This window comes from Sphingomonas sp. SKA58 (assembly GCF_000153545.1).
GTDB classification, from domain to species: Bacteria; Pseudomonadota; Alphaproteobacteria; order Sphingomonadales; family Sphingomonadaceae; genus Sphingobium; species Sphingobium soli.
In genome coordinates, this window is sequence record NZ_CH959306.1 from 484,858 (window position 1) to 506,784 (window position 21,927).

Below are 21,927 nucleotides of genomic sequence, written 5' to 3' on the forward strand. Positions count from 1 at the left end.
GTTCGGGTCCGTAACGGTTCCGCTCAGGGGCCTACAGGATAGTGCACATATTCGCTGATTGCACGATCGCCCAGCCGCAACTGCGCCCGAATATCGGTCAGCCCGGCCCCTTCGCGCTTGAGGTCGAGCACCATGCGATACAGGCCAGGCTGGCCGAGCACAGGATAGCCCGCCGTCTTGATCATCGTGCCCGCGCTGATGTCGGTCCAGATTTCGGGCTTTGCGCCATCGGCGACGCCGGCAAAATCAATAACCAGCCGGTCGCTGCCTTCTTCATCGCCGCGCCCGCGCCAGACATTCTGGACGATCGCGACCTTGTTCTCCAGCGCTTCCGACGCGGGTGCGCACGCTGCGCTCCAGTCCACGTGATAGCTGGCGTCGATCCGCCGACCCGGCGTGGCGGGCGTCCAGTAGGCGACGACATTGTCGGTATATTCACTGTCGGTCGGGAAGCTGTAGAGCCGCACCTCGCCTGCGCCCAGCGGCGCGGACGGGGCCGCCCACAGCGTCGGGCGGCGATCATAATAGACCCCGTCATCCTGATAATGGTCGAAATCGCGGTCGCGCTGGACCAAGCCGAAGCCCTTGGGATCGCGCTCGGCAAAGGCGCTCACCAGCGGGGTGGGCGGGTTGATGATCGGACGGGCATGGGCGGTGCCGTCGGCGCTGGCGATCGACAATATGTCGCTGTCGTGGATTTCGGGCCGCCAGTCGGTGCCCTTGCCCCGGTTCGCCTGATCATACCAGAACATGCTGGTCATCGCCATCAGCCCCAGTTCCTCGATCGGCCGGCGCGGGAACAGGGCGGCGGTCACATCCTGCGTGACGCCATCGGCCCCCAATCGGCTGACGAAGCGATAGGCGCCGGTAATCGACGCGCCGTCGAGCAAGGCATAAATTGTGACGCTGCTCTTGCCCGTTCGCTCCAGCCAGAAATGGGTGAAGCGGGGAAATTCCTCCTTGCCCAGGCTCGTGTTGATCGCGATGGCGCGGGCGGACAGGCCGAACTGCTTTTGCGGGCTGGGCGCGCGGAAATAGCTGGCGCCCAGGAAGGACAGCCAGTCGCCGTCACGTGCCGCGTTCATGATGCGAAAACCGGCAAAGCCCGCATTGGGGCCAAGCGCCTTTACCGCATTGCCCGCCGGCGCGTCGAACATGTCGGCATCATAGCGCAGCGGCGTCGCTCTGCCATTTTCGACCGTGGCGATGCTGACCGGCTGGGTCGAATATTGCGACAGCGGGAAGAAGCGGATGCCAGTGTCACCGGGCAGGTCGCCCCACAAGGTGCGGTCGTCGCGAAAGCGCGCTTCATGCTGGGCGATATAGTCGACCTTGGCCGCACCCGGATGGGCGGGGGTTTCCTTGAAGGGGGTGCGGGTCAACTGCTGCGCGTGCGCCACCAGCCGGTCCCAGGAAAAGGGCGTGGGGCGATTGCCGGTCAGGCCTTGCGCGTGAAGCGTCGAGGGCAGGAGGAGGGCAGCGCCCGAGGCCGCGATCATCGCGCGCCGGTCGATCTGGGTCATGGTCTGGCTCATCGAGCGGCAAAACGATCAAGCCAAGACTTGTATCCATCCCGAAACGAAGAAGCCTCCGCCCGGGGGGACGGAGGCTTCAAACAGGGAGGTCGTTCGATCGAAGGTGTCGCCGCCGGCGCGGTGGGGACTGTTGATGCGCCGGAAGCTCCATTGGACGGCTGGCGGTGACCAAGGCCTCAGCCGTCCAATTTCGTCAGTCTTAGCCGATCAGCTTGAGCACGCCCTGCTGGCTCTGGTTTGCCTGGGCCAGCATCGCGGTCGACGCCTGGCTCAGGATCTGCTGCTTGGCGAGAGCGGTCGTTTCGGCCGAGAAGTCGGCGTCTTCGATGCGGCTCTTCGCATCGGTCAGGCTGGTAATGTTGTTGGTCAGGTTGTTGACCGTCGATTCGAGGCGGTTCTGCACCGCACCCAGGTTCGCACGGGTCGTCGCGATCGCCTTGAGCGCATCGTCGAAGGTGGCGAGGTCAGCGGTCGTCGCCGTGGTGGCATCGACGGCGAGCGCTGCGGTCACGTCGGCGTTGCCAGCGACGTCGTCCAGGTCGATGTCGACCGTGTCGGCGGCGTTCGCGCCAGCCTGGATGCTGACCGTGGCGGTCGAACCGTCGAACAGCTTGGTGCCGTTGAATTCGGTGTTCGCCAGCGTGTCGGTGATCTGGGTGGCGAGCTGCGAAATTTCCGCTTGGATGTTGCTCTTGGCGTCGGCGTCGTTGGTGCCGTTCAGCGCCTGAACCGTCAGTTCACGCATACGCTGCAGCATGTTGCTGACTTCGCCCAGGCCGCCTTCGGCCGTCTGCGCCAGGCTGATGCCGTCATTGGCGTTGCGCACGCCCTGGGTCATGCCCTTGATCTGTGCGGTCATCGACGAAGCGATGGCGAGGCCGGCGGCGTCGTCCTTGGCGCTGTTGATGCGCTTGCCGGTCGACAGGCGCTCCATGGCGGTGCTCAGCGACTTGCTGGCCATCGAGGAAGCGTTGGCCGAGCGCAGCGCTGCGGTGTTGGTTCCGATAACAGTCATGATATTCCCTTTCCGTGTGTCGATCAGGTCGCTGCCATCAGGCTGCTTGCGGCCTCGAAAGGGGATAACGGCAGGGCTTCGGAGGCTTTTAGGGCTATATGCGATTTTTCTGGAATCGGCCGGTTTTCAGGGCTTTTTACGCGCGCGCGATAATCTAGAGCCTGCAAGCGGCGGCAGCGGCGGAAATTATTTGCCGGCAAGCGGCAACAAACTTGCCGTGTTAACCATCTGATAACCACGGAACGGGTAAAAGTTAACCATCGAAGGGACTGGGGCGTGCGGGGGCACAAGCCAGACAAATAGGTGGGAAAAGTTCATGTCATCGCTTGACGTGAGCCGTGGGGTCTGCGCGCTCGTTCCCGGGCTGCAGCACTGGCTCGAAAATGCTTTCTACAGCGTCCGTATCGTCGATGCGCAAAGCCCGCGTGAAAAGGACAGCCGCCGGGTGCTGCTGGCGACCGAGATCGGTCACGCAACGCATCGCGACATCCTGATCAGCCTGATCGACGGCGCGCCATCGCTGGTAGCTGCCGCCAATGGCTTGCCGGCGCGTGTCGCCTTCGGCCTTGAGGACATGGGCTTTGCCTTTGCCCTGATCGCTGAACTCGCGCGGCCCGTATCGGTTCCGGCCGTGGGCGATGCCGCCAGCGCGCATCTCATGTCGCTCGCCGCCCGGGTCGCGCGCAGCGACGCCACCGTGCTCATCCAGGGCGACACCGGCACCGGCAAGGAAGGCATGGCGCGCTTCCTTCATGCCCGGTCCGGCCGCACCGCGCATGACTTCATCGCCGTCAACTGCGCGGCGTTGCCCGAAACCATGATGGAAGCGATGCTGTTCGGGCACAAGAAGGGCAGCTTCACCGGCGCGGCCCAATCGTCCGAAGGCCTGTTCCTGGCGGCCGATGGCGGCACGCTGTTCCTCGATGAAATCGCCGAGCTGCCGCTGGCGCTCCAGGCCAAGCTGCTGCGCGCCTTGCAGGAAGGCGAAGTGTTGCCCGTGGGCGCGACGCATCCGGTGCCGGTCAATGTCCGCATCATCGCCGCATGCAACCGCAACCTCGCCGCCGAAGTCGCCGCCGGGCGCTTCCGCGAAGATCTTTACTGGCGCCTCAATGTCATGGCGCTGGAACTGCGCCCGCTGGCCGAACGCCGGGGCGACATCGCCGCGATCGCCGCCGCCATGCTGTTGCGCCAGCAGGACGGCGCAAAGGCTGGCTTCGTCTGGCCGACCGCCGCCGCGCTCGACAAACTGGCCGCCCATGGCTGGCCCGGCAATGCCCGTGAACTGGGCAATGTGCTCCAGCGCGCGCTGGTGCTGCGCGAGGGCGATCGGATCGACGCCGACGACCTGCACATGGCCGGCGCGCCGCAGCCGCTGCGCGTCGTTGCCGGCACTGCCGCGCCGATGAGCGCTGCCGAACCGATCCTGCTGCGCGACCTGACCCGCCATTCCAAGCTGGAAGCGGTGCGGCTGGCGCTGCGCGAAACCGACGGCCACCGTGCCGCCGCCGCGCGCAAGCTGGGCATTTCGGAACGCACCCTGCGCTATCGGCTCGCCGAGATGCGTGACCTTGCCGCCGCCTGACAGGAGCGCGTGACATGAACGGCATTTCCCCCACGGACAGCGTGATGGCGATCCGCAACGCCATCCTGCAAAAGAACGCCGCGCTGCGCGATATCGCCCAGACCGGCCCTGCTACGGGCGCGGGCGCGGCTGGCGGCGTTCAGGATAGCAAGCCCGGCGCCTTTACCGAGGCGCTGAGCAGCGCGCTGCAACAGGTCAATGGCTTGCAAACGCAGGCCGGTGAGGCCGCCGCCTCGTTCGAGCGTGGCGAAACCACCGACATCGCCGGCGTCATGCTGGCCAAGCAACAGGCGTCGGTCAGCTTCGAAGCGACCCTGCAAGTCCGCAACAAACTCCTGTCCGCCTACAAGGACATTATGAGCATGCCGGTATAATCGATGAGCGAGAACGCACTTTCCACCGCCGTCGGCGCCGCAGCGCCCGCTCTGCCCGCAGGGGCGACCACCGGCTTTGGCGGCAATGGCGCCAAGGGTATGGACGCGATCAAGGCGCGCGTCACCGGCTTCATGAAACAGCCTGCCGTGGCGAAAAGCCTGCCGCTGCTGGGCCTCATTGGCACCGTCGCGGTCGCCGGCGCGGCCTGGCTCGCGCTCCGCGAGCCGCCGCAGCGCGACCTGTTCCGGGGCCTGCCCGATTCCGACAAGTCGGCCGTCGCGCAGGTTCTGGACCAGAATGGCGTGCGCTACGACTTCGACAATTCGGGCGCGATGACGGTCGCGGAAGATGATTATTTCAAGGCGAAGATGATGCTCGCCGCCCAGGGCCTGCCCAAGAGTGCGCCCGACGGCAACAGCATGATCGACAGCCTGCCGATGGGCGCCAGCCGCGCGGTCGAGGGCGAAAAGCTGCGCTCGGCCCGCGAAATGGACCTCGCTCGCACGATCGAGGCGATCGACAGCGTCGAAACCGCCAAGGTGCATCTGGCCGTCGAACCACCCAGCGTGTTCCTGCGCGAACGCACCAAGCCGTCGGCATCGGTGATGCTGCGCCTGGCGCAGGGCCGGCAACTGACCCAGCAGCAGGTGAGCGCGATCGTCCATCTGGTCGCGTCCTCCATCCCTGAACTCAGCCCGGACGATATTTCGCTGGTCGACCAGAATGGCCGGTTGCTGACCGACAATGACGGCAATGCGGGCGATGACCGCCAGCTGGCGATGCAGGGCAAGATCGAGGATCGCTATCGCCAGTCGGTGATCGCGCTGCTGACGCCCATTTTGGGCGACGGCAATTTTTCAACCGAAGTCCATGCCGAACTGAATTTCGCCGAACGCCAGGCGACCCGCGAAACCTATCCGCAGGACGAAGCGCGGCTGCGCAGCGAAGCGGGCAGCTGGGCGTCCGACCCGCGCGGGCAGGGCAAGGGCGAGGCGAGCGGCATCCCCGGCGCGCTCAGCAACCAGGCGCCCGTCGACCCCACGGTCACGCAGACCAACCCCAATGGCCAGGCGGTGACGCAGGGCCAGACGGCGCAGGCGCAGGGTCCCGGCACGCCCGCCGATCCGCTGATGAAGACCGAGGAAACATTCAACCGCAATTTCGAATTGGGCCGCGAAGTGTCCGTCGTCCGCGACGCCACCGGCACGGTCAAGCGGCTGTCGGTCGCGGTCGCGCTGGACAATGGCCCGGACGGCAAGCCCCGTTCGCCGCAGGAAATCGCCGCGCTGGAAGCATTGGTGAAGGGCGCGGTCGGTTTCGACCAGACCCGTGGCGACGTGGTCGCGCTCTCCTCGCGCAGCTTCGTCAAGGAAGCGACCGCTGAAACGCCTTGGTATGAAGCGGACTGGATCGCGCCGCTGGCGCGCAACGTGTCGGCCTTGCTGGTTGCGCTGCTGGTGATCTTCGGCATCGGCCGCCCGCTGCTCAAACGCCGCGCCGCCGCGCAGGAGGCTGCGGCTGCGGAACGCGCCGAACAGAAGCAGGTGATCGGCCAGGCGATCTCGACCGAACTCACCAAGCAGGCGGTCGCCAATCCGGCCGACCCGTCCGCCCCGGTGACGCTCGACATGATTTCGTCCACCTATGACTATGCGCAGCGCGCCGACCTCATTCGCAACTTCGTGAAGCAGGACCCGGATCGCGCCGCCCTGGTGGTGCGCGATCTGCTGAAGGACGCGAAGAAGGAAAAGGAAAATGCCTGAGATCGTCCCCGGCCGTCCCGAGGCGCTCAAGGGCAGCGCCGCCGCCGCCGTCCTGCTGATGCTGTTCAACGAGGATGAAGCCGCGCAGATCCTTTCCCGCCTGGAACCCGACGAAGTGCGCCAGCTTGGCTATGCCATGTATGACGTGCAGGATGTCGACCCGGAGGAAGTGAACGAGGCGCTGGACCATTTCGTCACCAAGGCCAAGAAGCGCACCACCATCGGCTATGGCGCGACTCGCCATATCCGCGGCGCGATGACCAAGGCGCTGGGCGAGGAGCGCGCGGAAACCATCCTGGCGCGCATTACGCCGCCGACCCGCTCCACCCAGCTGGAAATGCTCAAATGGATGGACGCCAAGGAAATCGCGGTGCTCATCGAAATGGAGCATCCCCAGATCATGGCGATCGTGCTGGCGCATCTGGAGGCGCCGGTCGCGGCCGACGTGCTGCAATTGCTGCCGTCCGAATATCAGGAGGAAATCGTCTATCGTATCGCCACGCTCGGCCCCGTGTCGAACGAGGCGCTGGAAGATCTGGAGCAGCTGCTGCTGCGCGGCCCGGCCTCCAAGCAGGGCGCGGCGTCGCAGCGCGGTGGCACGGTCGAAGCAGCCGCGATCATGAACAATGTTCGCAAGGATAATGAACAGCGGATCATGAAGGCCGTCGCCAAGCGTGACAAGATGATCGCCCAAACGATCGAGGAGGAGATGTTCGTCTTCGACAACCTCATCGACATGGACGACAAGAATCTGGGCACGCTGATGCGCACCATCGACAGCACGGTGCTGGTGGTCGCGCTCAAGGGTGCGAACGACCTGCTCAAGGGCAAGATTTTCAGCTGCATGTCCGCCCGCGCGGCGCAGGCGATCGCCGACGAGATCGAGGAACGCGGCCCCATCCGCCTGGCCGAAGTGATCGACGCGCAGAAACTCATCATCGCGACCGCACGCCGCATGGCGGACGCTGGCACCATCATGCTCGGTGGAAAGGGCAACGATTTTGTCTAGGATTTGGGGTGCCGACGCAATTCGGGACGTCGCGCCGGTCACGGTCGCCGGCTTCCGCCCGGCCGAAGGCGGCTTTCGCAGCCTTTACACCGCGCCTGCGGGCCAGCTGACCGCCGCGATGCGCGGCGCGGTGGTCGAGGTAGAGCCGGAAATCGACCTGGTCGAGGAAGCTCGTATGGAGGCTTTCACGCTGGGCTTCGACGAAGGCTGCCGCGTCACCGCCGAGGCCAATGCCGCCGATGCCGATGCGCGCGCGCGCCTGGCCGAGGCGCTGGACCTGCTCGCGCCCGCGCCCAGCGGCATGTTGTCGACCATGTTGTCCGCAACCGTCGTGCGCCTCGTCGAACAGATTGTCGGCGAGGTGGAGATCGATCTGGAGCGGCTGGTCGACCGGTGCGACACGGTCGCGGCCTTCATCGAAAGCAATCAGGACAAAAGCGCGCTGCACCTGCATCCTGACGACGTTTCGCTGCTGGAAGGCGAGACGATCGGCGTGCCGATGGTCGCCGACAAGAGCATGCAGCGCGGTTGCGTGCGGCTGGAAACCGCGGACGGCTGGGTCGAGGATGGCCCGGACGTGCGCCTGTCGCGCCTGCGCGCGCTGATGGATGACATGGAAGGCAAATCATGATCCAGGCAGCGCTGCGTCAGGCGGAACATCTGTTCGATCATTTGCAGGTGCAGAACCGCGCCCCGCGCCATGTCGGCCGGTTGGTCAGCCATGATGCGGGCATGCTGGAAGTCACCGGTTTCCGCCGCCCGATCGGGTCGGGCGCGCGGGTGCTGGCGAGCGATGGGTCGGTCTGCCGCGCCGAAGTCGTCGGCTTTCGCGGCGATCGCACCCTGCTGGTGCCGCTCGACGCCGACGCGCCGCTGGAAAACGGCATTCGCGTCGAACCGGACAGCCAGGCGAATATGGTGCAGGTTGGCGACGGACTGATCGGCCGCGTCATCGACGCCATGGGCCAGCCGCTGGACCGCAAGGGGCCGATCATCACGGGCGGCACCTGGCCGCTCAATGGCGTCAAGGGCAATGTCCTCGATCGCGGCCGCGTCACCGAACCCTTTGACCTGGGCGTGCGCGCGGTCAACGCCTTGCTCACCGCCGGGCGCGGCCAGCGCATCGCCATCATCGCCGGGTCTGGCGTCGGCAAGTCGGTGCTGATGGGCCAGATGATCGCCGGCGCGGAAGCCGACATCGTCGTCACGGGCCTGATTGGCGAACGCGGGCGCGAAGTCAGCGACTTCCTGGAAACCAAGCTCAAGAACGCGATGCACAAGTCGATCGTCGTCGCCGTGCCGGCCGATCATCCGCCGGTGCTGCGGCTGCGCGCTGCCGCCCGCGCGACCGCCATCGCCGAATATTTCCGCGCCCGTGGCAAGAAGGTGCTGCTGCTGATCGACAGCCTGACCCGCTGCGCCCATGCCCAGCGCGAAATCGGGCTGGCGCTGGGTGAGCCGCCGGCGATGAAGGGCTATCCGCCCTCGGCGCTCGCGCTCATTCCCCGGCTTGTCGAGCGCGCCGGCGTCGACGCGCGCACCGGCGGGTCGATCACCGCGCTCTACACCGTACTGGCCGATGGCGACGACACCGACGATCCAATCGTCGATGCCGCCCGCGCCATTGTCGACGGGCATTTCGTGCTGTCGCGCCAATTGTCGGAACAGGCGATCTTCCCCGCCATCGACATCGGCAAGTCCCTGTCGCGCGTCATGGCGGACGTCGTCCCCGACGACCATCGCCAGGCCGCCGCCGGCTATCGCCGTCTGTGGGCCGCCTATGAGGAAAATCGCGATCTTATCCTGATGGGCGCCTATCGTCCCGGCAATGACCCGGTGATCGACGAAGCGGTCAAGCGCCGGCAGGAAATCCTCGACTTCATCCGGCAGGATCAGAAAAGCCGCATCGACCTCGACACCAGCGCCGCTGCGCTCATCGCCGGCTTTGGCGCGTGAAGGGGCTGGTCAATCGCCGCCATCGCGTGCTGCGCGTGCGTGCGGTCCAGCATTCGATGGCGGTCGCCGAAACCGCGCGGGCGCGGGACGAGGCCAATGGCATCGCCCATAATCTGGAGCGGCTGCGTGCCGTACGCGACGAATTGTTCGACACGCAGGGGATGGCCAATGGCGCGTCCTTCGCCGCGATGCAGGAACTTGCGACGCGCCTGGAACAGGCCAGTCGCCAGCTCGATGGCGCGCTCTATGACGCGCGCCGCAATGTCGAGGCCAAAGAAGGCATGACTCTTGCAGCGAACCGCGAGAAGGAAATTGCCAGCCGCCTCAAGGACCGCGCCCGCGCGACCATGGAGGAGTGGCAGGAGAACAAGCTTGCCGCTTTGCCGCGCTATCGGCGGATGCAGCGCAACGAGGGACAGTGAGCCATGACCATGTTGACCAGCCTCAAGGCTCTGCTGTTTCCCACGGTCGCGCCTGGCGGAGCGCAAGCCATCGCCCTGCCGGCCGAACGCAGCGCGGATTTTGCGCAATTTCTGGGCGCAGCGCAGGCAGATAAGCCTGCCAGCCCTCCGGCGGCGGACGATGTCGCAGCCTTTGCCGCCCGGACGTCGGCAACCCTCGTCGGACAAGAATATTCGCATGGTGGCGATAAGGCGATGGCGCCGGCGGGCTCCGCCGTGCCTGCTCCCTTGGTACAAGGCGACGCCGGGGCGCAACCGGCGCTCGAGCCGATGCCGGGGCAGGGGGCAGTGCCCGCACCGATCGAGGCGGCGCCGACAGCCGGCCCGGCAACGGCTCAGCCCTCGCGCGTCCCGGATGCGGACGGCGCTGATCCAGAGCTGCTGAAACGGCCCCATGCGTCCACTGACGTGCCGGAAGGATCGCCTGCGGTTGTGCGGCTCCCCACGGCAGGTCAGGACGAATCGCCAACCGTCGCGCTGGGCCGACCGGGTCCGTCCCTCGCCGGGCCGGGGGAGGACGTGGCTGACCCGTTGCAGCCTGTCGCGGATCGGGATGGGCCATCGCCTTCTCCAGCGATCGCGGCACCGGCCGACATGGGACCGTCGGAGCCGCCGGTTGCGAACCTGACCCAGGAGGGCCAAGCCATGGCGGTCGCGTCCGCCGCGCCCGAAGCTGCCATGCTGGCCCCGATGGACAACAGCGTCGCGAAGCCCGTCGTGCCGAACGAAGCGGAGCGTGCGGAGACGCCGGTGGTTCCTGCGGAAGGCGGCGAAGACGAACAAGCGGCGCAACCGGACGCTCCGAAAGCGAAGACGCGCGCGGATCGGGCCGAAGACGCCCCGATTTCGGTTTCCGCCTTGGCGATGCCGATTCCCGTGCCGGTGTCCCCGGCCCCCGTCGCTGACAGCGCGCCTTCGCCTGTTGCCGCTGCGCCGGTCGCGCCTGCCACCAGCCTGTTGCAGCCCGCCATGCCATCGCATCCGTCCCCGCCGCAGCCCGATGCCGCGCCGGTCGATGCGGGTGCCCCGAACATCGCCACGACTATGTCACCCCAGAGCGCGGGCCTCCCGCCGCAGCCCATTGCCGCGCCCATCGACCCGGCCGTGCCGATGGCCGATCATCCCGTGGCGTCCGATCATGCGCCTGTCGCGTCGTCAACGGTGCCGGTCGAAAACAGGGCTGTCCCAGCGCCACCAATGGCACCCCCTTCGGCTGAACCGCAGGCGGCCGCGATCAGCGCTCCTGTCGATGCGGGCGCACGCAGCGTCGCCCCTGCCGACGCGGCATACCCGCCATCGCCGGTCCCGCAACCGGCCAAGGCCACCCATGCGGTCCAGCCAATACCGTTGGCCGGCGTAGCGCCTCAGATTCGGCCTTCTGTGTCCGCAGGTGCCGAAGCCCTTGTCACAGACCCGATGCTGCCGGTCGATCAGCCACATCCCGCCGTCGCGCAAACACCGAACAGGAGCGAGCCTGTGACGGCCGCTCCGACCGCGCGCGCGCCGGTCGGGCACGCCACGGCCGCGTCAGCTTTTGACCCGGCCTTGGCCGCGGCGCCGATGCCTGTCGCGCGCGAGGGTGCGGACGAGCGCGCGATTAAGGACGCGTCCGCTGCGCCTTCCGTCGGTTCCGTCATGCCACGGCCCGCCATGATGGCCGCTTCGGCCGATGGGCCGGCCGCGCCATCCGTCGCGATAAGGACGCCGCCCTCAGACATCCCGCCAGCCGAGGCCCCGCCAGCGCCGGCCCTTCATGCGGCTGGATCCGGGGCTGCTGTAGCTCGGAGTGCCGCACCATCCGTGTCGGCCCCTGCAACGCCGGCCGAGGCATCCACCCCATCCGCAGTGCGGGAGCCGCCTCCGGTCCTTGCGCCGAGTGAGATCGTTAGTCCACCCGTGCCAGCGGAACCGGCAACTCCAGCTAGTGCCGGGCGCGGTGCCGTCGTGACGGGTTTCCCGACGACCCCGGCCATGGCGGCGCAGGCAGCGGCCGATCAGCCCGCCGCGGCCCAGGATGATGCGGTCGTAACGCCGCCGGACATGGTGTCCGACGTCGCGCGGCCCATGGTCCAGCGGGTTCGGGCGGAGGCCGTTTCCTTGCTCCAGCTGGTGCGCGACCAGATGATCGGCCGCGCCCCGCAGGTTGCCGAGCCACGGGGCGACAGCGCGGCCGCGCCGATGACCGATGCCCCATCCGCCGCGCCAGCGGCAGCGTCTGTGCCGGCGAGCGCCGCGACCGCACCGCTTCTGACTCCCGCGCCGCAAGCGACGGCTCAGATCGCACCGCTCGCCATGCCCGTCAGCGACCTGTCCGCCAGCCTTGGCGCGCAGATGGTCGATATGGGCGTTTCGGGCCAATGGATCGACGGGCTGGCGCGTGACATTGCCGGCCTATCGGCCAATGGCGCGCAGGGCCGGTTCCAGATCAACGCTGACCAGCTTGGCCCCGTTCAGGTCGACATTCGCCAGGGCGCGGACGGCGTGGCGGTGAGCTTGACCGTCGCCAGCGAAGCGGCTGAACTGGCGTTGCGCCAGGATAGCGACCAGTTGAAACGGGACCCCGCCTTTGCCGCCGGGCGCATTCATGACGTGCGGGTGGAGCGGTCCGCGCATATCACCGAACCGGCTCGTGCCGATAACGCCGCGAACCAGAATGGTTCGCAATCCGATCCACAGCAGCAGCCGTCCGCCGGCCATTGGCAGGCCCAGGGGCAGGGATCGGGCCAATCGCAGATGCAGGGCCGGCAGGGTCGCGAAAATATCGCGCAGCTGCATAAAAATGGGGACGGTCCGGTCGTTATGGACTCTGAGGAGGCGGGCAACAGCGCCCGCGACACAGTGCGCGCGCGCTATGCGTGATCCGCGCCCATCCCAGGGGACCTAGAGCATGAGCGACGAACCCAAGGCGAAGAAGAAAAAGGGCGGGGGCATGAAGATGATCCTGCTGCTGGTCGTCGGCGTCATCGTCGGCGGTGCGGGCGCGGCGGGCGGTCTTTATGCTGCCGGCTTCTTCGGCGCGAAGGAGGAAGGCCCCAAGGAGGACCCCAACAAGCCCGTGCTGGTGCTGGCCGGCGAAAGCGCGGAAGACATTGCCAAGGCCCATGCCGCCCCGCATGGGGAAGCCGGTGCTCTCCACGCCATGCCGCATGGCAAGGGCATCGACCTGCCTACCCCGGCCAATCCGGCCGCCTATCAGGCGACCTATTTCCAGTTGCAGGCGCCCTTCACCTCCAACATGAGCGATACCGACGCCTTCGCCCAGATTTCGGTCGCGGTATCGACCTATTATGACATGCGCGTCATCGATGCGATCAAGACGCATGAAATGGCGATCCGCAGCCAGGTGCTGATGATGCTCGCCCAGCAGCCGCAGGAGGTGTTGGACACCCCCAAGGGCAAGCAGATGCTGCAAGGCAAGATCAGGACGATCATCAACGATATTTTGAAGCAGAAAACCGGCTATGGCGGCGTTGATAACGTTTATTTTACCAATTTCGTTATTCAATAGGGGCGCCTGAAGAGGGTCGGGATGTCCCCTGACCTGATGCGGGCAGGGGACCAAGATGACGACCGACGTTCAATCCTTCGCCTTCGGGCGCGGGGAATTGCAGGCGCCCGTGATGCTGTCCGGGCTGGACCGGCTGGGCGACAAGCTCGGCCGGCGCATTCGCGCGCTGATCGAACCGATTGCGGGCGTGCGCCCCAATGTGCAGGCGCAAGACGCCCGCGTATTGGACTTCGCCGCCTGGAGCGCGCAAGTCCCCTCCTTTACCAGCATTTCGCTCTATCGCATCCTGCCGCTCAAGGGGCAGATGCTGCTGCGGCTGGACGCAGGCATGATATCGACGCTGGTCGATTGCTTCTATGGCGGCATCGGCAACCGTCCGCTGCCCGTGCGCGGTGAATTCACGCCGACCGAAGACCGCCTGATCGCGCGGATTTCCGAAACATTGATGGTGCGGATGGTCGAAAGCTGGGCCGATGTCCTGCCGCTCGACGCGTCGCTGATCCTGCGCGAAACGGGTGTGGGCTATGCCGCCGCCGCCCAACCTGCCGACCAGATGGTGCTGCAACGCTTCGTCGTCACGCTGACGCGCGATCAGGAATGGCCGATCGACCTGCTGTTCCCCCTGTCCGCCCTGCGCGCGGTCGAGGCGCTGACCGGCGCCAAGGTTCCCGCCGATGATGACCAGGCCGATCCGGTGTGGCAGGGACGCATCGCGCGGCGCATGCGCGACATCCGCCTGCCGGCCCGCACGGTGCTGGCCCGCCCCAATCTCTCGCTCGCCGACCTGATGGAACTCAAGGTTGGTGATGTAATCCCCGTGACGATCGGCCGCGCGCTGCCGCTGATCGTTGGAAACCGCATCGTTGCCCATGGCACGATCGGTGAACAGGATGGCCGCGCCGCCTTCCAGATCGAAAAGCTTGCACAGGAAACCGACCAATGAGCGACATGAGCGAAGCCCCCCGGATGGAGCGGCCCGAAGACCCGGTGAGCAAGATGACCAATAACCGCCAGTTCAAGCTGCTGGCCGACATTCCGGTGCGCATGTCGGTGGAGGTGGGGTCGACATCGCTGCGCCTGGCCGAAGTCATGGACCTGGCCGAAGGCTCCATCGTGGAACTGGATCGCCAGGCCGACGACCTGCTCGACATCATGGTCAACGGCGCGCTGATCGCCAAGGGCGAGGTGGTGACGGTGAACGGGCGCTATGGCATCCGCATCGTCGATATTGCGGCGACCGAAAACCGGCTTGCCGGGATCGAACGGCGCGGCTGATCGCACGCTGGCCAATTTGCCCTTGCCTTTGCCCGCGAAACTGCGGATCGCACTGGCGGGGTTAACCATGATAGCGGGCGGCTCGATATGGTCTGGTATTTCGTCAAGTTGCTGATCCTGCTGCCGCTGGTGGGCGGCATGGCGTTCGGCGCATTGTGGCTGTGGCGCAAATATCAGCCCGGCATGATCGGCGCGGGGCAGGGCGATCGCTCGCTCAAGCTGCTCGAAGCGCTGCCGATGGGCACGTTCGGCAAGCTCGCCGTGGTGGAATTTGAGGGCAAGAAGATCCTCGTCGCGGTAACGCGCGGCCGCATCGAAAAGATCGCGGAAGGCGATCATGCCCGTTTGCGCTGACCAGCCCTTACCCATCATCCCCGCGAAAGCAGGGACCCATCTTCCGACGGTGGCGGCCGGATATAATGGCCCAAAATGGATTGCCGCTTTCGCGGGAATGACGGTCTTTGTGTTTCTGGCCCTGTTCCTCTTCGCCGTTCCCGCCTTCGCCCAGGCCGCTCCCGCGGCAGCGCCGCCGGTCGACAATGGCGGCGCGCTGACCCGTGCGCTGGGGCAGGTGTCGGGCGATGGCCGGTCGCTCTCGCTATCCCTGCAAATCCTGATCCTCATGAGCCTGCTGACGGTGCTGCCGTCGCTCGTGCTCATGATGACCAGCTTCACCCGCATCATCATCGTCCTCTCGCTGCTGCGCCAGGCGCTGGGCTTGCAGCAGACGCCGCCCAATCAGGTGCTGGTGGGGCTGGCGCTGTTCCTGTCGCTGTTCGTTATGCGGCCCGCGATCGACACCATTAACGCGCAGGCCTTCGATCCCTATGGCAAGGGGCAGATCAGCATCGAGGAAGCGGTTGGCCGATCGGCCAAGGTGCTGCACGGCTTCATGAGCAAGCAGACGCGCGAAAGCGATTTGAAGCTGTTTGCCAATCTGGCGCAGGCCCCCGCCTTCCGAACGCCCGCCGACATTCCCTTTTCGATCCTGCTGCCGGCCTTCGTTACCAGCGAATTGAAGACCGCGTTTCAGATCGGTTTCATGATCTTCCTGCCCTTCCTCATCATCGACCTGGTGGTGGCATCGACACTGATGGCGCTGGGCATGATGATGCTGTCGCCCACCATCATTTCCATGCCCTTCAAGCTGTTGCTGTTCGTGCTGGTCGATGGCTGGGCGCTGACCATGGGGTCGCTGGCGGGATCGTTCGCGACATGAGCGCAACGCACCGAATGGTTGAAGAGCGATAGGGGATGGAAAACGCCGATTTCTTCTTGGGCCTTGCGCAGCAGGCGCTGTGGATCACGGCGCTTGCCGCTGCGCCCATTCTCATTCCGGCACTGATATCAGGCCTCATCATCGGGATGATCCAGGCGGCGACCTCCATCAACGAGCAGACGCTCAGCTTCATTCCCAAGCTGATCGTCGTGGGCGCGATGCTGGTGTTGTTTGGCGGGTCGATCATGGTGCTGGTCGCCGATTTCACGCGCGAAATCTTCGAACGCATCCCGGACCTGCTGCAATGAGGGGCGCGCGATGATCGCGCCGGGCTTCGCGGGCGTCGAAACCCAGCTATGGGTCTGGCTGATCGCGATGATCCGGCCGGGCGCCGCCTTCATCGCCGCGCCCGTGTTCGGCGCGCCCGCCGTCCCGCTTCAGCTGCGCCTGATCCTGGCGCTCGCGCTGGGCCTGGCCGCGCTCAACAGCGTCACAATCCAGCTTCCGCCCGATGGTGTCGCCAGCTTCCAGGGTGTGTTGATGGTCGCGGGCGAGGTGCTGGCCGGCCTCGCCATGGGGTTCGCGGTCCAGATCGGCTATGCCGCCGCTTTCGTCGCGGGGGAAACGATCGGCAACGCCATGGGCCTCAACTTCGCCGCCATGGTCGATCCGTCATCGGGGCAGGGGACGCAGGTGCTGGGCCAGTTCCTCTCGATCCTCGCCACCTTCCTGCTGCTGGGCATGGACGGCCATCTGCTGCTCGCCAGCTTCGTCGTGCAAAGCTATGTCGCCATTCCGCCCAGCAGCGGCATATTGGCCAATGACACCATCTGGCGGCTCATCGAATTTGGCGGGTCGCTGCTGGGCATGGGGGTGACCGTCGCGCTGCCTGTCGGTTTTGCGCTGGTGCTGGTGCAGATCGTCATGGGCATACTGTCGCGCGCGGCGCCTTCGCTCAACCTGTTCGCGGTCGGCATGCCGATGGCGATGATGGCGGGCCTGATCCTGCTCGCCATCGCCGCGCCGATCATGGCCGAAGGTATGACCGCCGCCTTGAAGGCAGGGCTGACGCAAGCCGGCCACATCGCGGAGGGCCGCTGACATGGCCGGCGGCAGCGAGGGCGGCGAAAAGACTGAAAAGCCGACACCCAAGAAGTTGCAGGACGCCGCCAAGAAGGGCGACATCCTCCAATCGCGCGAACTGGGCACGGCGCTGGTCGTCATGGCCGGTATCGGCTGCCTGGCGGTCATCGGCCCGTCGCTGATCGACGCGCTGCGCGACATGCTGGTGGAGGCGCTGCGCATCCGGCGCGAGGATATTGTCGACTTTTCCCCGGCCAAGCGTGGACTCGACCTGCTCGCCAGTATCGCGCTGCCGGTGGCGGGCGTCATGCTCGCTACCTTCCTGGCCGCCATCGCCGCGCCCGCGCTGCTGGGGTCGCTGGGCTTCCGGCCCGGCGCCTTCGCGCCCAAGCCCGAAAAGCTCAATCCTCTGTCCGGCCTCAAGCGCATTTTCGGGATGCAGGGGCTGATCGAATTGCTGAAGTCCATCGCCAAGGTCGGCCTCCTCGGCAGCATCGGCGTCTGGCTGATCTGGGACAGGCTGACCGAGATTACGGGCCTGGGCAAGGCGGGCATCGCGCCGGCCATCGCCGACGTTGGCAATATTTTCATCTTCACCTGCCTGGTCATGGCGGGCGGTCTGTTCCTGATCGCGGGCATCGACGTGCCTGCCCAGATCATGCAGCGCGCCAAGCGGCTGGGCATGAGCAAGCAGGAAGTGAAGGACGAGCATAAGGAAAGCGAAGGCTCGCCCGAGCTCAAAGGGCATATCCGCCGCCGCCAGTTCGAAGTGCTGAGCGGCTCCACCCGCAAGGCCGTCGCTGAAGCCAGCGTCATCATCACCAACCCCACCCATTTCGCGGTCGCGCTGCGCTACAAGCCGGGGCAGGACGCCGCGCCCGTGGTCGTCGCCAAAGGGTGCGACGCCATCGCCGCCTCGATCCGCGACCTTGCCGACACGCATGGCGTCACCGTGCTGCAATATCCCGAACTGGCGCGCGCCATCTATTTTACCAGCCGCGCGGGGCAGATCGTGAATGAAGGCCTGTATATGGCGGTGGCGACCGTCCTCGCCTTCGTCTTCCGCGTGGAAAACAAGATGGCGGGCGAAATGGACCGCCCCTTCATCACCGTGCCCGACGACCTGCGCTTCGACGCGGACGGGCGCAAGCTCTGACACGCGCTGCAAATGTCGCCTTTGCAGTCCTTTTTATCGAGCGACGAATTTTTTCGCTGAACGCCCTAAAGCATCAGGACCCCGGTCCGTTCTCTGTTCACGGGGACCCGTAAGGATGGTGCGTCATGGACGATTTTGTATCGCGAACTGAATTGTCGCCGGTCGATCGCGCGGTCGTCCGCGCATCTTCGCCCGTGCCCGCCATCCAGTCAGTGTCCGCTCGCCGGACCAACGACGCGATGGCGCAGGAAAAGCGAAGCGCCCTGCCGCAGCCCGATGTGGCCGGGAGCAGCCAGGAGGAACTGGCCAGCCTTGCTGAATATGTCGAGGTCCATGCGCGCATCGCCGAAATCCTGGCCGACCTCGACGCCGGGTCGACCGACCTTGCGCGTGCGCAGGATGCGGTGCAGGCGATGATCCCCAAGCCCATGGTGCTGGTCCCCCTGCCGCCCGCCAGCAAGGAGGCGGTGGAACATGCCGCCGATGTCGCCAGGCGCATCGTCGCGCGCGCCGCCCATGCCCATGCCGGCCAGGCGCATCTGCAGCGCGCAACGGTCGAGCAGGTCGCGGTTTCCGCAGGATAAGCGGCCGGTCGCGGGCCGGGTCATGCCTGCTGCAAATCTTTCCTAAAGGTCTTCCCGCTACCGCCGTTCTACCCTCTTGAAAGGACGGCCCAATGACTTCGGTAGGCAGCAGCATCTTGACAGCGCTCGGCGCGGGATCGGGGATCGACACCTCCTCGCTCGTGTCCAGCCTGGTCAGCGCGACGCGCGACCCGAAGGAATCGGCGATCACCAGCCGTCAGTCGCTTAACAGTTCACGGATTTCCGCGCTGGCGTCGGCAGTGAGCTCGCTCGATACCTTCGCCGACGCGCTCACAGAAGTCCTCTCGGGCGCGGCCTATACCGGCACCGCCGCCTCCAACGACAGCAGCATCGCGTCGGTCACTCTGCTGAGCGGCGGAAGCCCGGCGGGTCTTCCCGCGCAGCTCATCGTCGACCAGTTGGCGACAGCCCGTGTCCTGTCCTCCACCGCCACCGCCGGCGCGACCGGCAGCAGCGCGGTCGGCACCGGTAGCTTCACCATCACCAACGCGGCGGGCGAAGCGACGACCATCACCATCGATTCCAGCAACAACAGCTTTGCCGGCCTCGCCTCAGCGATCAACGCTGCGGGAACCGGCGTAACCGCGCGCGTCGTGACCGATACCAACGGCACGCGGCTGGTGTTCAAGGGGGAAACCGGCGCGGCCAATGATTTTTCCGTCAGCACCAGCGCCGATGATAGCGGCAGCGTGCTCGCGGGCCTGGGCTGGAGCGGCGCGGACAGCGCCACCATGTCCAGCACGTCGGCGCCGCAGAACGCCAAGATCACGCTGGATGGCGTCGCCTATGAATATGCCAGCAACACCGTCGACGGTGCGATCGACTATCTGCGGATCGACCTTAACAAGGCGTCGCCCGGCACCACCGTCACCCTGTCGATGACGCAGCCGACGGCCGGCCTGTCCGATCTGCTCAAGGAATTTGTCAGCGCCTATAATACGCTGATGACCGCGCTCAACACCGCGACCGCGACGGGCGCGGATTCGTCGAGCGCAGGGGTCTTGAACGGCGTGTCGGGCGTGCGCGACATGAAGCGCCAGCTTGCCGCCATCACCTCGACCCCGCTCGGCAGCACCGGCACCTACAAGACGCTGGCGGATATCGGCGTCGCCACCAATCGCGACGGCACGCTCAGCCTCGACACCGACATGCTCGCAAAAGCCATGGAAGCGGATCCCGAAGGCGTGACCAACATGGTCAACCCCAAGGTGTCGACCGCCGCCAATCCGGGGCTCGCCAGCCTGATGGACAGCGTGCGCGACTCTATCGAGAAAGATGACGGCCCGCTCAAGCTGGCGCAGGAGCGCTATGGGGCGCTGGCCGAGGACTTTACCGAGCAGCTGAGCAAGCTTGATGATCAGATGACCAATTATCAGGAGCATCTGACCAAGGTTTACGCGGCGATGGAAACACGCCTCAGCGCGCTTAAGGCGACGCAAAGCTACCTCGAACAGCAGATCAAGGTCTGGAACAACAGCGACAACTAATTCGGGACGGAAGACTACGATGTTCTACAATCAGGGCTATGCAGGCAATTCGGCGGCGCGGCGTTATGCAGCGGTGCATTCGGGCAGCCGCACTGAAGGGGCGACCCCGCACGGGCTGGTCAAGATCCTGTTCGACGAACTGCTGCTGGCGCTCGACGCTGCGGCGCTTGCCGAACGCAATGGCGACCGGATGAAGGTGTCTGACAAGCAGGCCCGCGCTATGTCGATCCTGTTTGCGCTGGAATCCAGCCTGGATTTTGACAAGGGCGGCGACGTCGCCACGGGTCTGGCGCAAATCTATCGTGAGGCGCGCCGTCTGCTATTGGTCGGGGCCAAGGAGCGCTCCGCCGCGCCGGTTGATGAAGCGCGCGCGATCGTTGCGGAAATCGCCGAGGCCTGGAACCAGATCGGCTAAGGCCAGCGCCAAGGCCAAGGCGGGTCAGGGCCAGCGTCGCGCCACTGGCCATGGAGGCGGGGTTGCACCCCTTCATTGGCGTCTGTATAGGCGTTGCTCGCACGAGGGCGGTCCGGCGGGGCCGCCTTTTTGCGTTTCGCGCAACCCCGCGCATCTGACGATTTAGACATCAGTCCAGAAAGGTAAGGCCCATGTCGATTAAGCCGCTCATGCCCGTTTACCCCCGGTGCGATGTGCGTCCGGTGCGAGGCGAGGGCTGCTATCTGATCGGCGAGCGCGGCGAGCGTTATCTTGATTTCGCCAGCGGCATTGCCGTCAATCTTCTGGGTCATGGCCATCCCCGGCTGGTCAAGACGATCGCCGATCAGGCCGCGACCCTGATGCACACATCCAACCTCTATGGCATGCCGCTGGGGGAGGAGTTCGCGCAGAAGCTGGTCGATAACACATTCGCCGATACCGTCTTCTTCACCAATTCGGGCGCGGAAGCGGTCGAATGCGCCATCAAGACCGCGCGCCGCTATCATTTTGCCAATGGCGAGGCGCACCGGCACAAGATCATCAGTTTCGACAACGCCTTTCACGGGCGGACGCTGGGCACGATTTCGGCCACCAGCCAGCCCAAGATGCGCGACGGCTTCGAACCCCTGCTGCCCGGTTTCCAGGTCGTGCCCTTCAACGACCTTGAGGCCGCGACCGCCGCGGTGGACGACAATACCGCCGGCTTCCTGCTGGAGCCGGTGCAGGGCGAAGGCGGCGTGACCCCCGCGACGCAGGACTTCCTCAAGGGCTTGCGCCAGCTTTGCGACGAACGGGGGCTGCTGCTCATCCTCGACGAAGTCCAGTGCGGCTATGCCCGCACCGGCACCTTCTTCGCGCATGAGCAATATGGCGTCGCGCCCGACATCATGGCCGTGGCGAAGGGCATTGGCGGCGGCTTTCCGCTCGGCGCGTGCCTGGCGACCGAAGAAGCAGCCAAGGGCATGGTGTTCGGCACCCACGGATCTACCTATGGCGGCAATCCGCTCGCCATGGCGGTGGGCCTTACCGTGCTGGACGAAGTGCTGGCCGACGGTTTCCTCGACCATGTGAAGACCATGGGCGCGCGCCTGCGCGCGGCGCTGGAGCAGCTCATCCCCAATCATGACGATATGTTTGCGGATGTGCGCGGCATGGGCCTGATGCTGGGCGTCAGGATGAAGGACGCCTATGATGCGCGTGCCTTTGTTGGGCATCTGCGCGATCATCACGGGCTGCTCGCCGTGTCGGCGGGTCAGAATGTGCTGCGCATCCTGCCGCCCCTCGTGATCGAGGAAAGCCACATCGCCGAAGCCATCGAGAAGATTTCCGCCGGCGCGCGGAGCTTCAAGGAGGCGAAGGCAGCCTGACATAATTTCTCCAACCCCGTTCGGTTCGAGCTTGTCGGGAACTGTTCTCGATACGCCTTCTTGACAAGCTCGAAGGCTACTCGAACCGAACG

General features: G+C 65.8%; 22 protein-coding genes. 20 read left to right on the forward strand and 2 right to left on the reverse strand.

Annotation, left to right across the window (positions count from 1 at the left end; genetic code table 11):
• Nucleotides 1–23 precede the first annotated feature (23 nt).
• Both SKA58_RS02780 and SKA58_RS02785 read right to left on the reverse strand, forming a co-directional pair.
• Nucleotides 24–1,523, reverse strand: a complete 1,500-nt coding sequence (locus SKA58_RS02780; RefSeq protein ID WP_037542479.1) for a glucan biosynthesis protein — start codon at nucleotides 1,521–1,523, stop codon at nucleotides 24–26.
• A 211-nt stretch (nucleotides 1,524–1,734) separates the two neighbouring features.
• Complete coding sequence (locus tag SKA58_RS02785; protein WP_037542052.1) at nucleotides 1,735–2,550, reverse strand: flagellin N-terminal helical domain-containing protein; 816 nt, start codon at nucleotides 2,548–2,550, stop codon at nucleotides 1,735–1,737.
• 316 nt (nucleotides 2,551–2,866) lie between these two features.
• Between SKA58_RS02785 and SKA58_RS02790 the strand changes: the two genes are divergently transcribed.
• The 20 genes from SKA58_RS02790 to SKA58_RS02885 all read left to right on the forward strand — a co-directional run bounded on the left by SKA58_RS02790 (nucleotide 2,867) and on the right by SKA58_RS02885 (nucleotide 21,835).
• A complete protein-coding gene (locus tag SKA58_RS02790; RefSeq protein WP_009820825.1) occupies nucleotides 2,867–4,135 on the forward strand; it encodes a sigma 54-interacting transcriptional regulator in 1,269 nt (422 codons plus the stop codon).
• Between the two features lie 14 nt (nucleotides 4,136–4,149).
• A complete protein-coding gene (gene fliE / locus SKA58_RS02795; protein WP_037542053.1) occupies nucleotides 4,150–4,509 on the forward strand; it encodes a flagellar hook-basal body complex protein FliE in 360 nt (119 codons plus the stop codon).
• Nucleotides 4,510–4,512: 3 nt separating this feature from the next.
• A complete protein-coding gene (gene fliF, locus SKA58_RS02800) occupies nucleotides 4,513–6,273 on the forward strand; it encodes a flagellar basal-body MS-ring/collar protein FliF (RefSeq protein WP_009820827.1) in 1,761 nt (586 codons plus the stop codon).
• Nucleotides 6,266–7,282: a flagellar motor switch protein FliG gene (gene fliG, locus SKA58_RS02805; RefSeq protein ID WP_009820828.1), complete on the forward strand. Its 1,017-nt coding sequence runs from the start codon at nucleotides 6,266–6,268 to the stop codon at nucleotides 7,280–7,282. Before fliF ends, fliG begins: the two co-directional genes overlap by 8 nt.
• On the forward strand, nucleotides 7,275–7,913 hold the full coding sequence (locus tag SKA58_RS02810; RefSeq protein WP_009820829.1) for a FliH/SctL family protein: 639 nt from the start codon (nucleotides 7,275–7,277) through the stop codon (nucleotides 7,911–7,913). The genes fliG and SKA58_RS02810 overlap by 8 nt, the downstream gene beginning before the upstream one ends.
• A complete protein-coding gene (locus tag SKA58_RS02815; RefSeq protein ID WP_009820830.1) occupies nucleotides 7,910–9,238 on the forward strand; it encodes a FliI/YscN family ATPase in 1,329 nt (442 codons plus the stop codon). The genes SKA58_RS02810 and SKA58_RS02815 overlap by 4 nt, the downstream gene beginning before the upstream one ends.
• Nucleotides 9,235–9,660 carry a hypothetical protein gene (locus SKA58_RS02820; RefSeq protein ID WP_009820831.1) on the forward strand — a complete coding sequence of 142 codons (426 nt, stop codon included), beginning with the start codon at nucleotides 9,235–9,237 and terminating at the stop codon, nucleotides 9,658–9,660. Before SKA58_RS02815 ends, SKA58_RS02820 begins: the two co-directional genes overlap by 4 nt.
• 3 nt (nucleotides 9,661–9,663) lie before the next feature.
• Nucleotides 9,664–12,558 (forward strand): flagellar hook-length control protein FliK, encoded by a 2,895-nt coding sequence (locus SKA58_RS19085; RefSeq protein ID WP_009820832.1) that lies wholly within the window; start codon nucleotides 9,664–9,666, stop codon nucleotides 12,556–12,558.
• Nucleotides 12,559–12,586: 28 nt separating this feature from the next.
• Nucleotides 12,587–13,207, forward strand: coding sequence for a flagellar basal body-associated FliL family protein (locus SKA58_RS02830; protein WP_009820833.1), 621 nt, complete (start codon nucleotides 12,587–12,589; stop codon nucleotides 13,205–13,207).
• A gap of 55 nt (nucleotides 13,208–13,262) precedes the next feature.
• Nucleotides 13,263–14,150 carry a flagellar motor switch protein FliM gene (locus SKA58_RS02835; RefSeq protein WP_009820834.1) on the forward strand — a complete coding sequence of 296 codons (888 nt, stop codon included), beginning with the start codon at nucleotides 13,263–13,265 and terminating at the stop codon, nucleotides 14,148–14,150.
• Entirely contained in the window at nucleotides 14,147–14,482 is a 336-nt protein-coding gene (gene fliN, locus SKA58_RS02840; RefSeq protein ID WP_009820835.1) for a flagellar motor switch protein FliN, read from the forward strand. The genes SKA58_RS02835 and fliN overlap by 4 nt, the downstream gene beginning before the upstream one ends.
• A gap of 87 nt (nucleotides 14,483–14,569) precedes the next feature.
• Nucleotides 14,570–14,836, forward strand: coding sequence for a FliO/MopB family protein (locus tag SKA58_RS02845; protein ID WP_009820836.1), 267 nt, complete (start codon nucleotides 14,570–14,572; stop codon nucleotides 14,834–14,836).
• Nucleotides 14,837–14,933: 97 nt separating this feature from the next.
• Complete coding sequence (gene fliP, locus SKA58_RS02850) at nucleotides 14,934–15,701, forward strand: flagellar type III secretion system pore protein FliP (protein WP_009820837.1); 768 nt, start codon at nucleotides 14,934–14,936, stop codon at nucleotides 15,699–15,701.
• 35 nt (nucleotides 15,702–15,736) lie between these two features.
• Nucleotides 15,737–16,009 carry a flagellar biosynthesis protein FliQ gene (gene fliQ, locus SKA58_RS02855; RefSeq protein ID WP_009820838.1) on the forward strand — a complete coding sequence of 91 codons (273 nt, stop codon included), beginning with the start codon at nucleotides 15,737–15,739 and terminating at the stop codon, nucleotides 16,007–16,009.
• A gap of 10 nt (nucleotides 16,010–16,019) precedes the next feature.
• Nucleotides 16,020–16,802, forward strand: a complete 783-nt coding sequence (fliR, locus tag SKA58_RS02860) for a flagellar biosynthetic protein FliR (RefSeq protein WP_009820839.1) — start codon at nucleotides 16,020–16,022, stop codon at nucleotides 16,800–16,802.
• Nucleotide 16,803: 1 nt separating this feature from the next.
• Entirely contained in the window at nucleotides 16,804–17,940 is a 1,137-nt protein-coding gene (gene flhB, locus SKA58_RS02865) for a flagellar type III secretion system protein FlhB (RefSeq protein ID WP_009820840.1), read from the forward strand.
• A 125-nt stretch (nucleotides 17,941–18,065) separates the two neighbouring features.
• Nucleotides 18,066–18,524, forward strand: coding sequence for a hypothetical protein (locus SKA58_RS02870; RefSeq protein WP_009820841.1), 459 nt, complete (start codon nucleotides 18,066–18,068; stop codon nucleotides 18,522–18,524).
• A 92-nt stretch (nucleotides 18,525–18,616) separates the two neighbouring features.
• Nucleotides 18,617–20,032, forward strand: coding sequence for a flagellar filament capping protein FliD (gene fliD / locus SKA58_RS02875; RefSeq protein ID WP_009820842.1), 1,416 nt, complete (start codon nucleotides 18,617–18,619; stop codon nucleotides 20,030–20,032).
• A gap of 19 nt (nucleotides 20,033–20,051) precedes the next feature.
• A complete protein-coding gene (locus tag SKA58_RS02880; protein WP_009820843.1) occupies nucleotides 20,052–20,447 on the forward strand; it encodes a flagellar export chaperone FliS in 396 nt (131 codons plus the stop codon).
• 191 nt (nucleotides 20,448–20,638) lie between these two features.
• Nucleotides 20,639–21,835 (forward strand): aspartate aminotransferase family protein, encoded by a 1,197-nt coding sequence (locus tag SKA58_RS02885; RefSeq protein WP_009820844.1) that lies wholly within the window; start codon nucleotides 20,639–20,641, stop codon nucleotides 21,833–21,835.
• Nucleotides 21,836–21,927: the final 92 nt, after the last annotated feature.

Bases quoted from the DNA above. Each gene is read 5' to 3' on its own strand.
- SKA58_RS02870 (WP_009820841.1), top strand. From the start codon at position 18,066: ATGGACGATTTTGTATCGCGAACTGAATTGTCGCCGGTCGATCGCGCG.
- flhB (WP_009820840.1), top strand. From the start codon at position 16,804: ATGGCCGGCGGCAGCGAGGGCGGCGAAAAGACTGAAAAGCCGACACCC.
- SKA58_RS02785 (WP_037542052.1), bottom strand. From the start codon at position 2,550: ATGACTGTTATCGGAACCAACACCGCAGCGCTGCGCTCGGCCAACGCT.
- fliG (WP_009820828.1), top strand. From the start codon at position 6,266: ATGCCTGAGATCGTCCCCGGCCGTCCCGAGGCGCTCAAGGGCAGCGCC.
- SKA58_RS02885 (WP_009820844.1), top strand. From the start codon at position 20,639: ATGTCGATTAAGCCGCTCATGCCCGTTTACCCCCGGTGCGATGTGCGT.
- SKA58_RS02815 (WP_009820830.1), top strand. From the start codon at position 7,910: ATGATCCAGGCAGCGCTGCGTCAGGCGGAACATCTGTTCGATCATTTG.
- fliE (WP_037542053.1), top strand. From the start codon at position 4,150: ATGAACGGCATTTCCCCCACGGACAGCGTGATGGCGATCCGCAACGCC.
- fliR (WP_009820839.1), top strand. From the start codon at position 16,020: ATGATCGCGCCGGGCTTCGCGGGCGTCGAAACCCAGCTATGGGTCTGG.
- SKA58_RS02830 (WP_009820833.1), top strand. From the start codon at position 12,587: ATGAGCGACGAACCCAAGGCGAAGAAGAAAAAGGGCGGGGGCATGAAG.
- SKA58_RS02790 (WP_009820825.1), top strand. From the start codon at position 2,867: ATGTCATCGCTTGACGTGAGCCGTGGGGTCTGCGCGCTCGTTCCCGGG.
- fliD (WP_009820842.1), top strand. From the start codon at position 18,617: ATGACTTCGGTAGGCAGCAGCATCTTGACAGCGCTCGGCGCGGGATCG.
- fliF (WP_009820827.1), top strand. From the start codon at position 4,513: ATGAGCGAGAACGCACTTTCCACCGCCGTCGGCGCCGCAGCGCCCGCT.
- fliQ (WP_009820838.1), top strand. From the start codon at position 15,737: ATGGAAAACGCCGATTTCTTCTTGGGCCTTGCGCAGCAGGCGCTGTGG.
- SKA58_RS19085 (WP_009820832.1), top strand. From the start codon at position 9,664: ATGACCATGTTGACCAGCCTCAAGGCTCTGCTGTTTCCCACGGTCGCG.
- SKA58_RS02845 (WP_009820836.1), top strand. From the start codon at position 14,570: ATGGTCTGGTATTTCGTCAAGTTGCTGATCCTGCTGCCGCTGGTGGGC.
- SKA58_RS02780 (WP_037542479.1), bottom strand. From the start codon at position 1,523: ATGACCCAGATCGACCGGCGCGCGATGATCGCGGCCTCGGGCGCTGCC.
- SKA58_RS02880 (WP_009820843.1), top strand. From the start codon at position 20,052: ATGTTCTACAATCAGGGCTATGCAGGCAATTCGGCGGCGCGGCGTTAT.
- SKA58_RS02835 (WP_009820834.1), top strand. From the start codon at position 13,263: ATGACGACCGACGTTCAATCCTTCGCCTTCGGGCGCGGGGAATTGCAG.
- fliP (WP_009820837.1), top strand. From the start codon at position 14,934: ATGACGGTCTTTGTGTTTCTGGCCCTGTTCCTCTTCGCCGTTCCCGCC.
- fliN (WP_009820835.1), top strand. From the start codon at position 14,147: ATGAGCGACATGAGCGAAGCCCCCCGGATGGAGCGGCCCGAAGACCCG.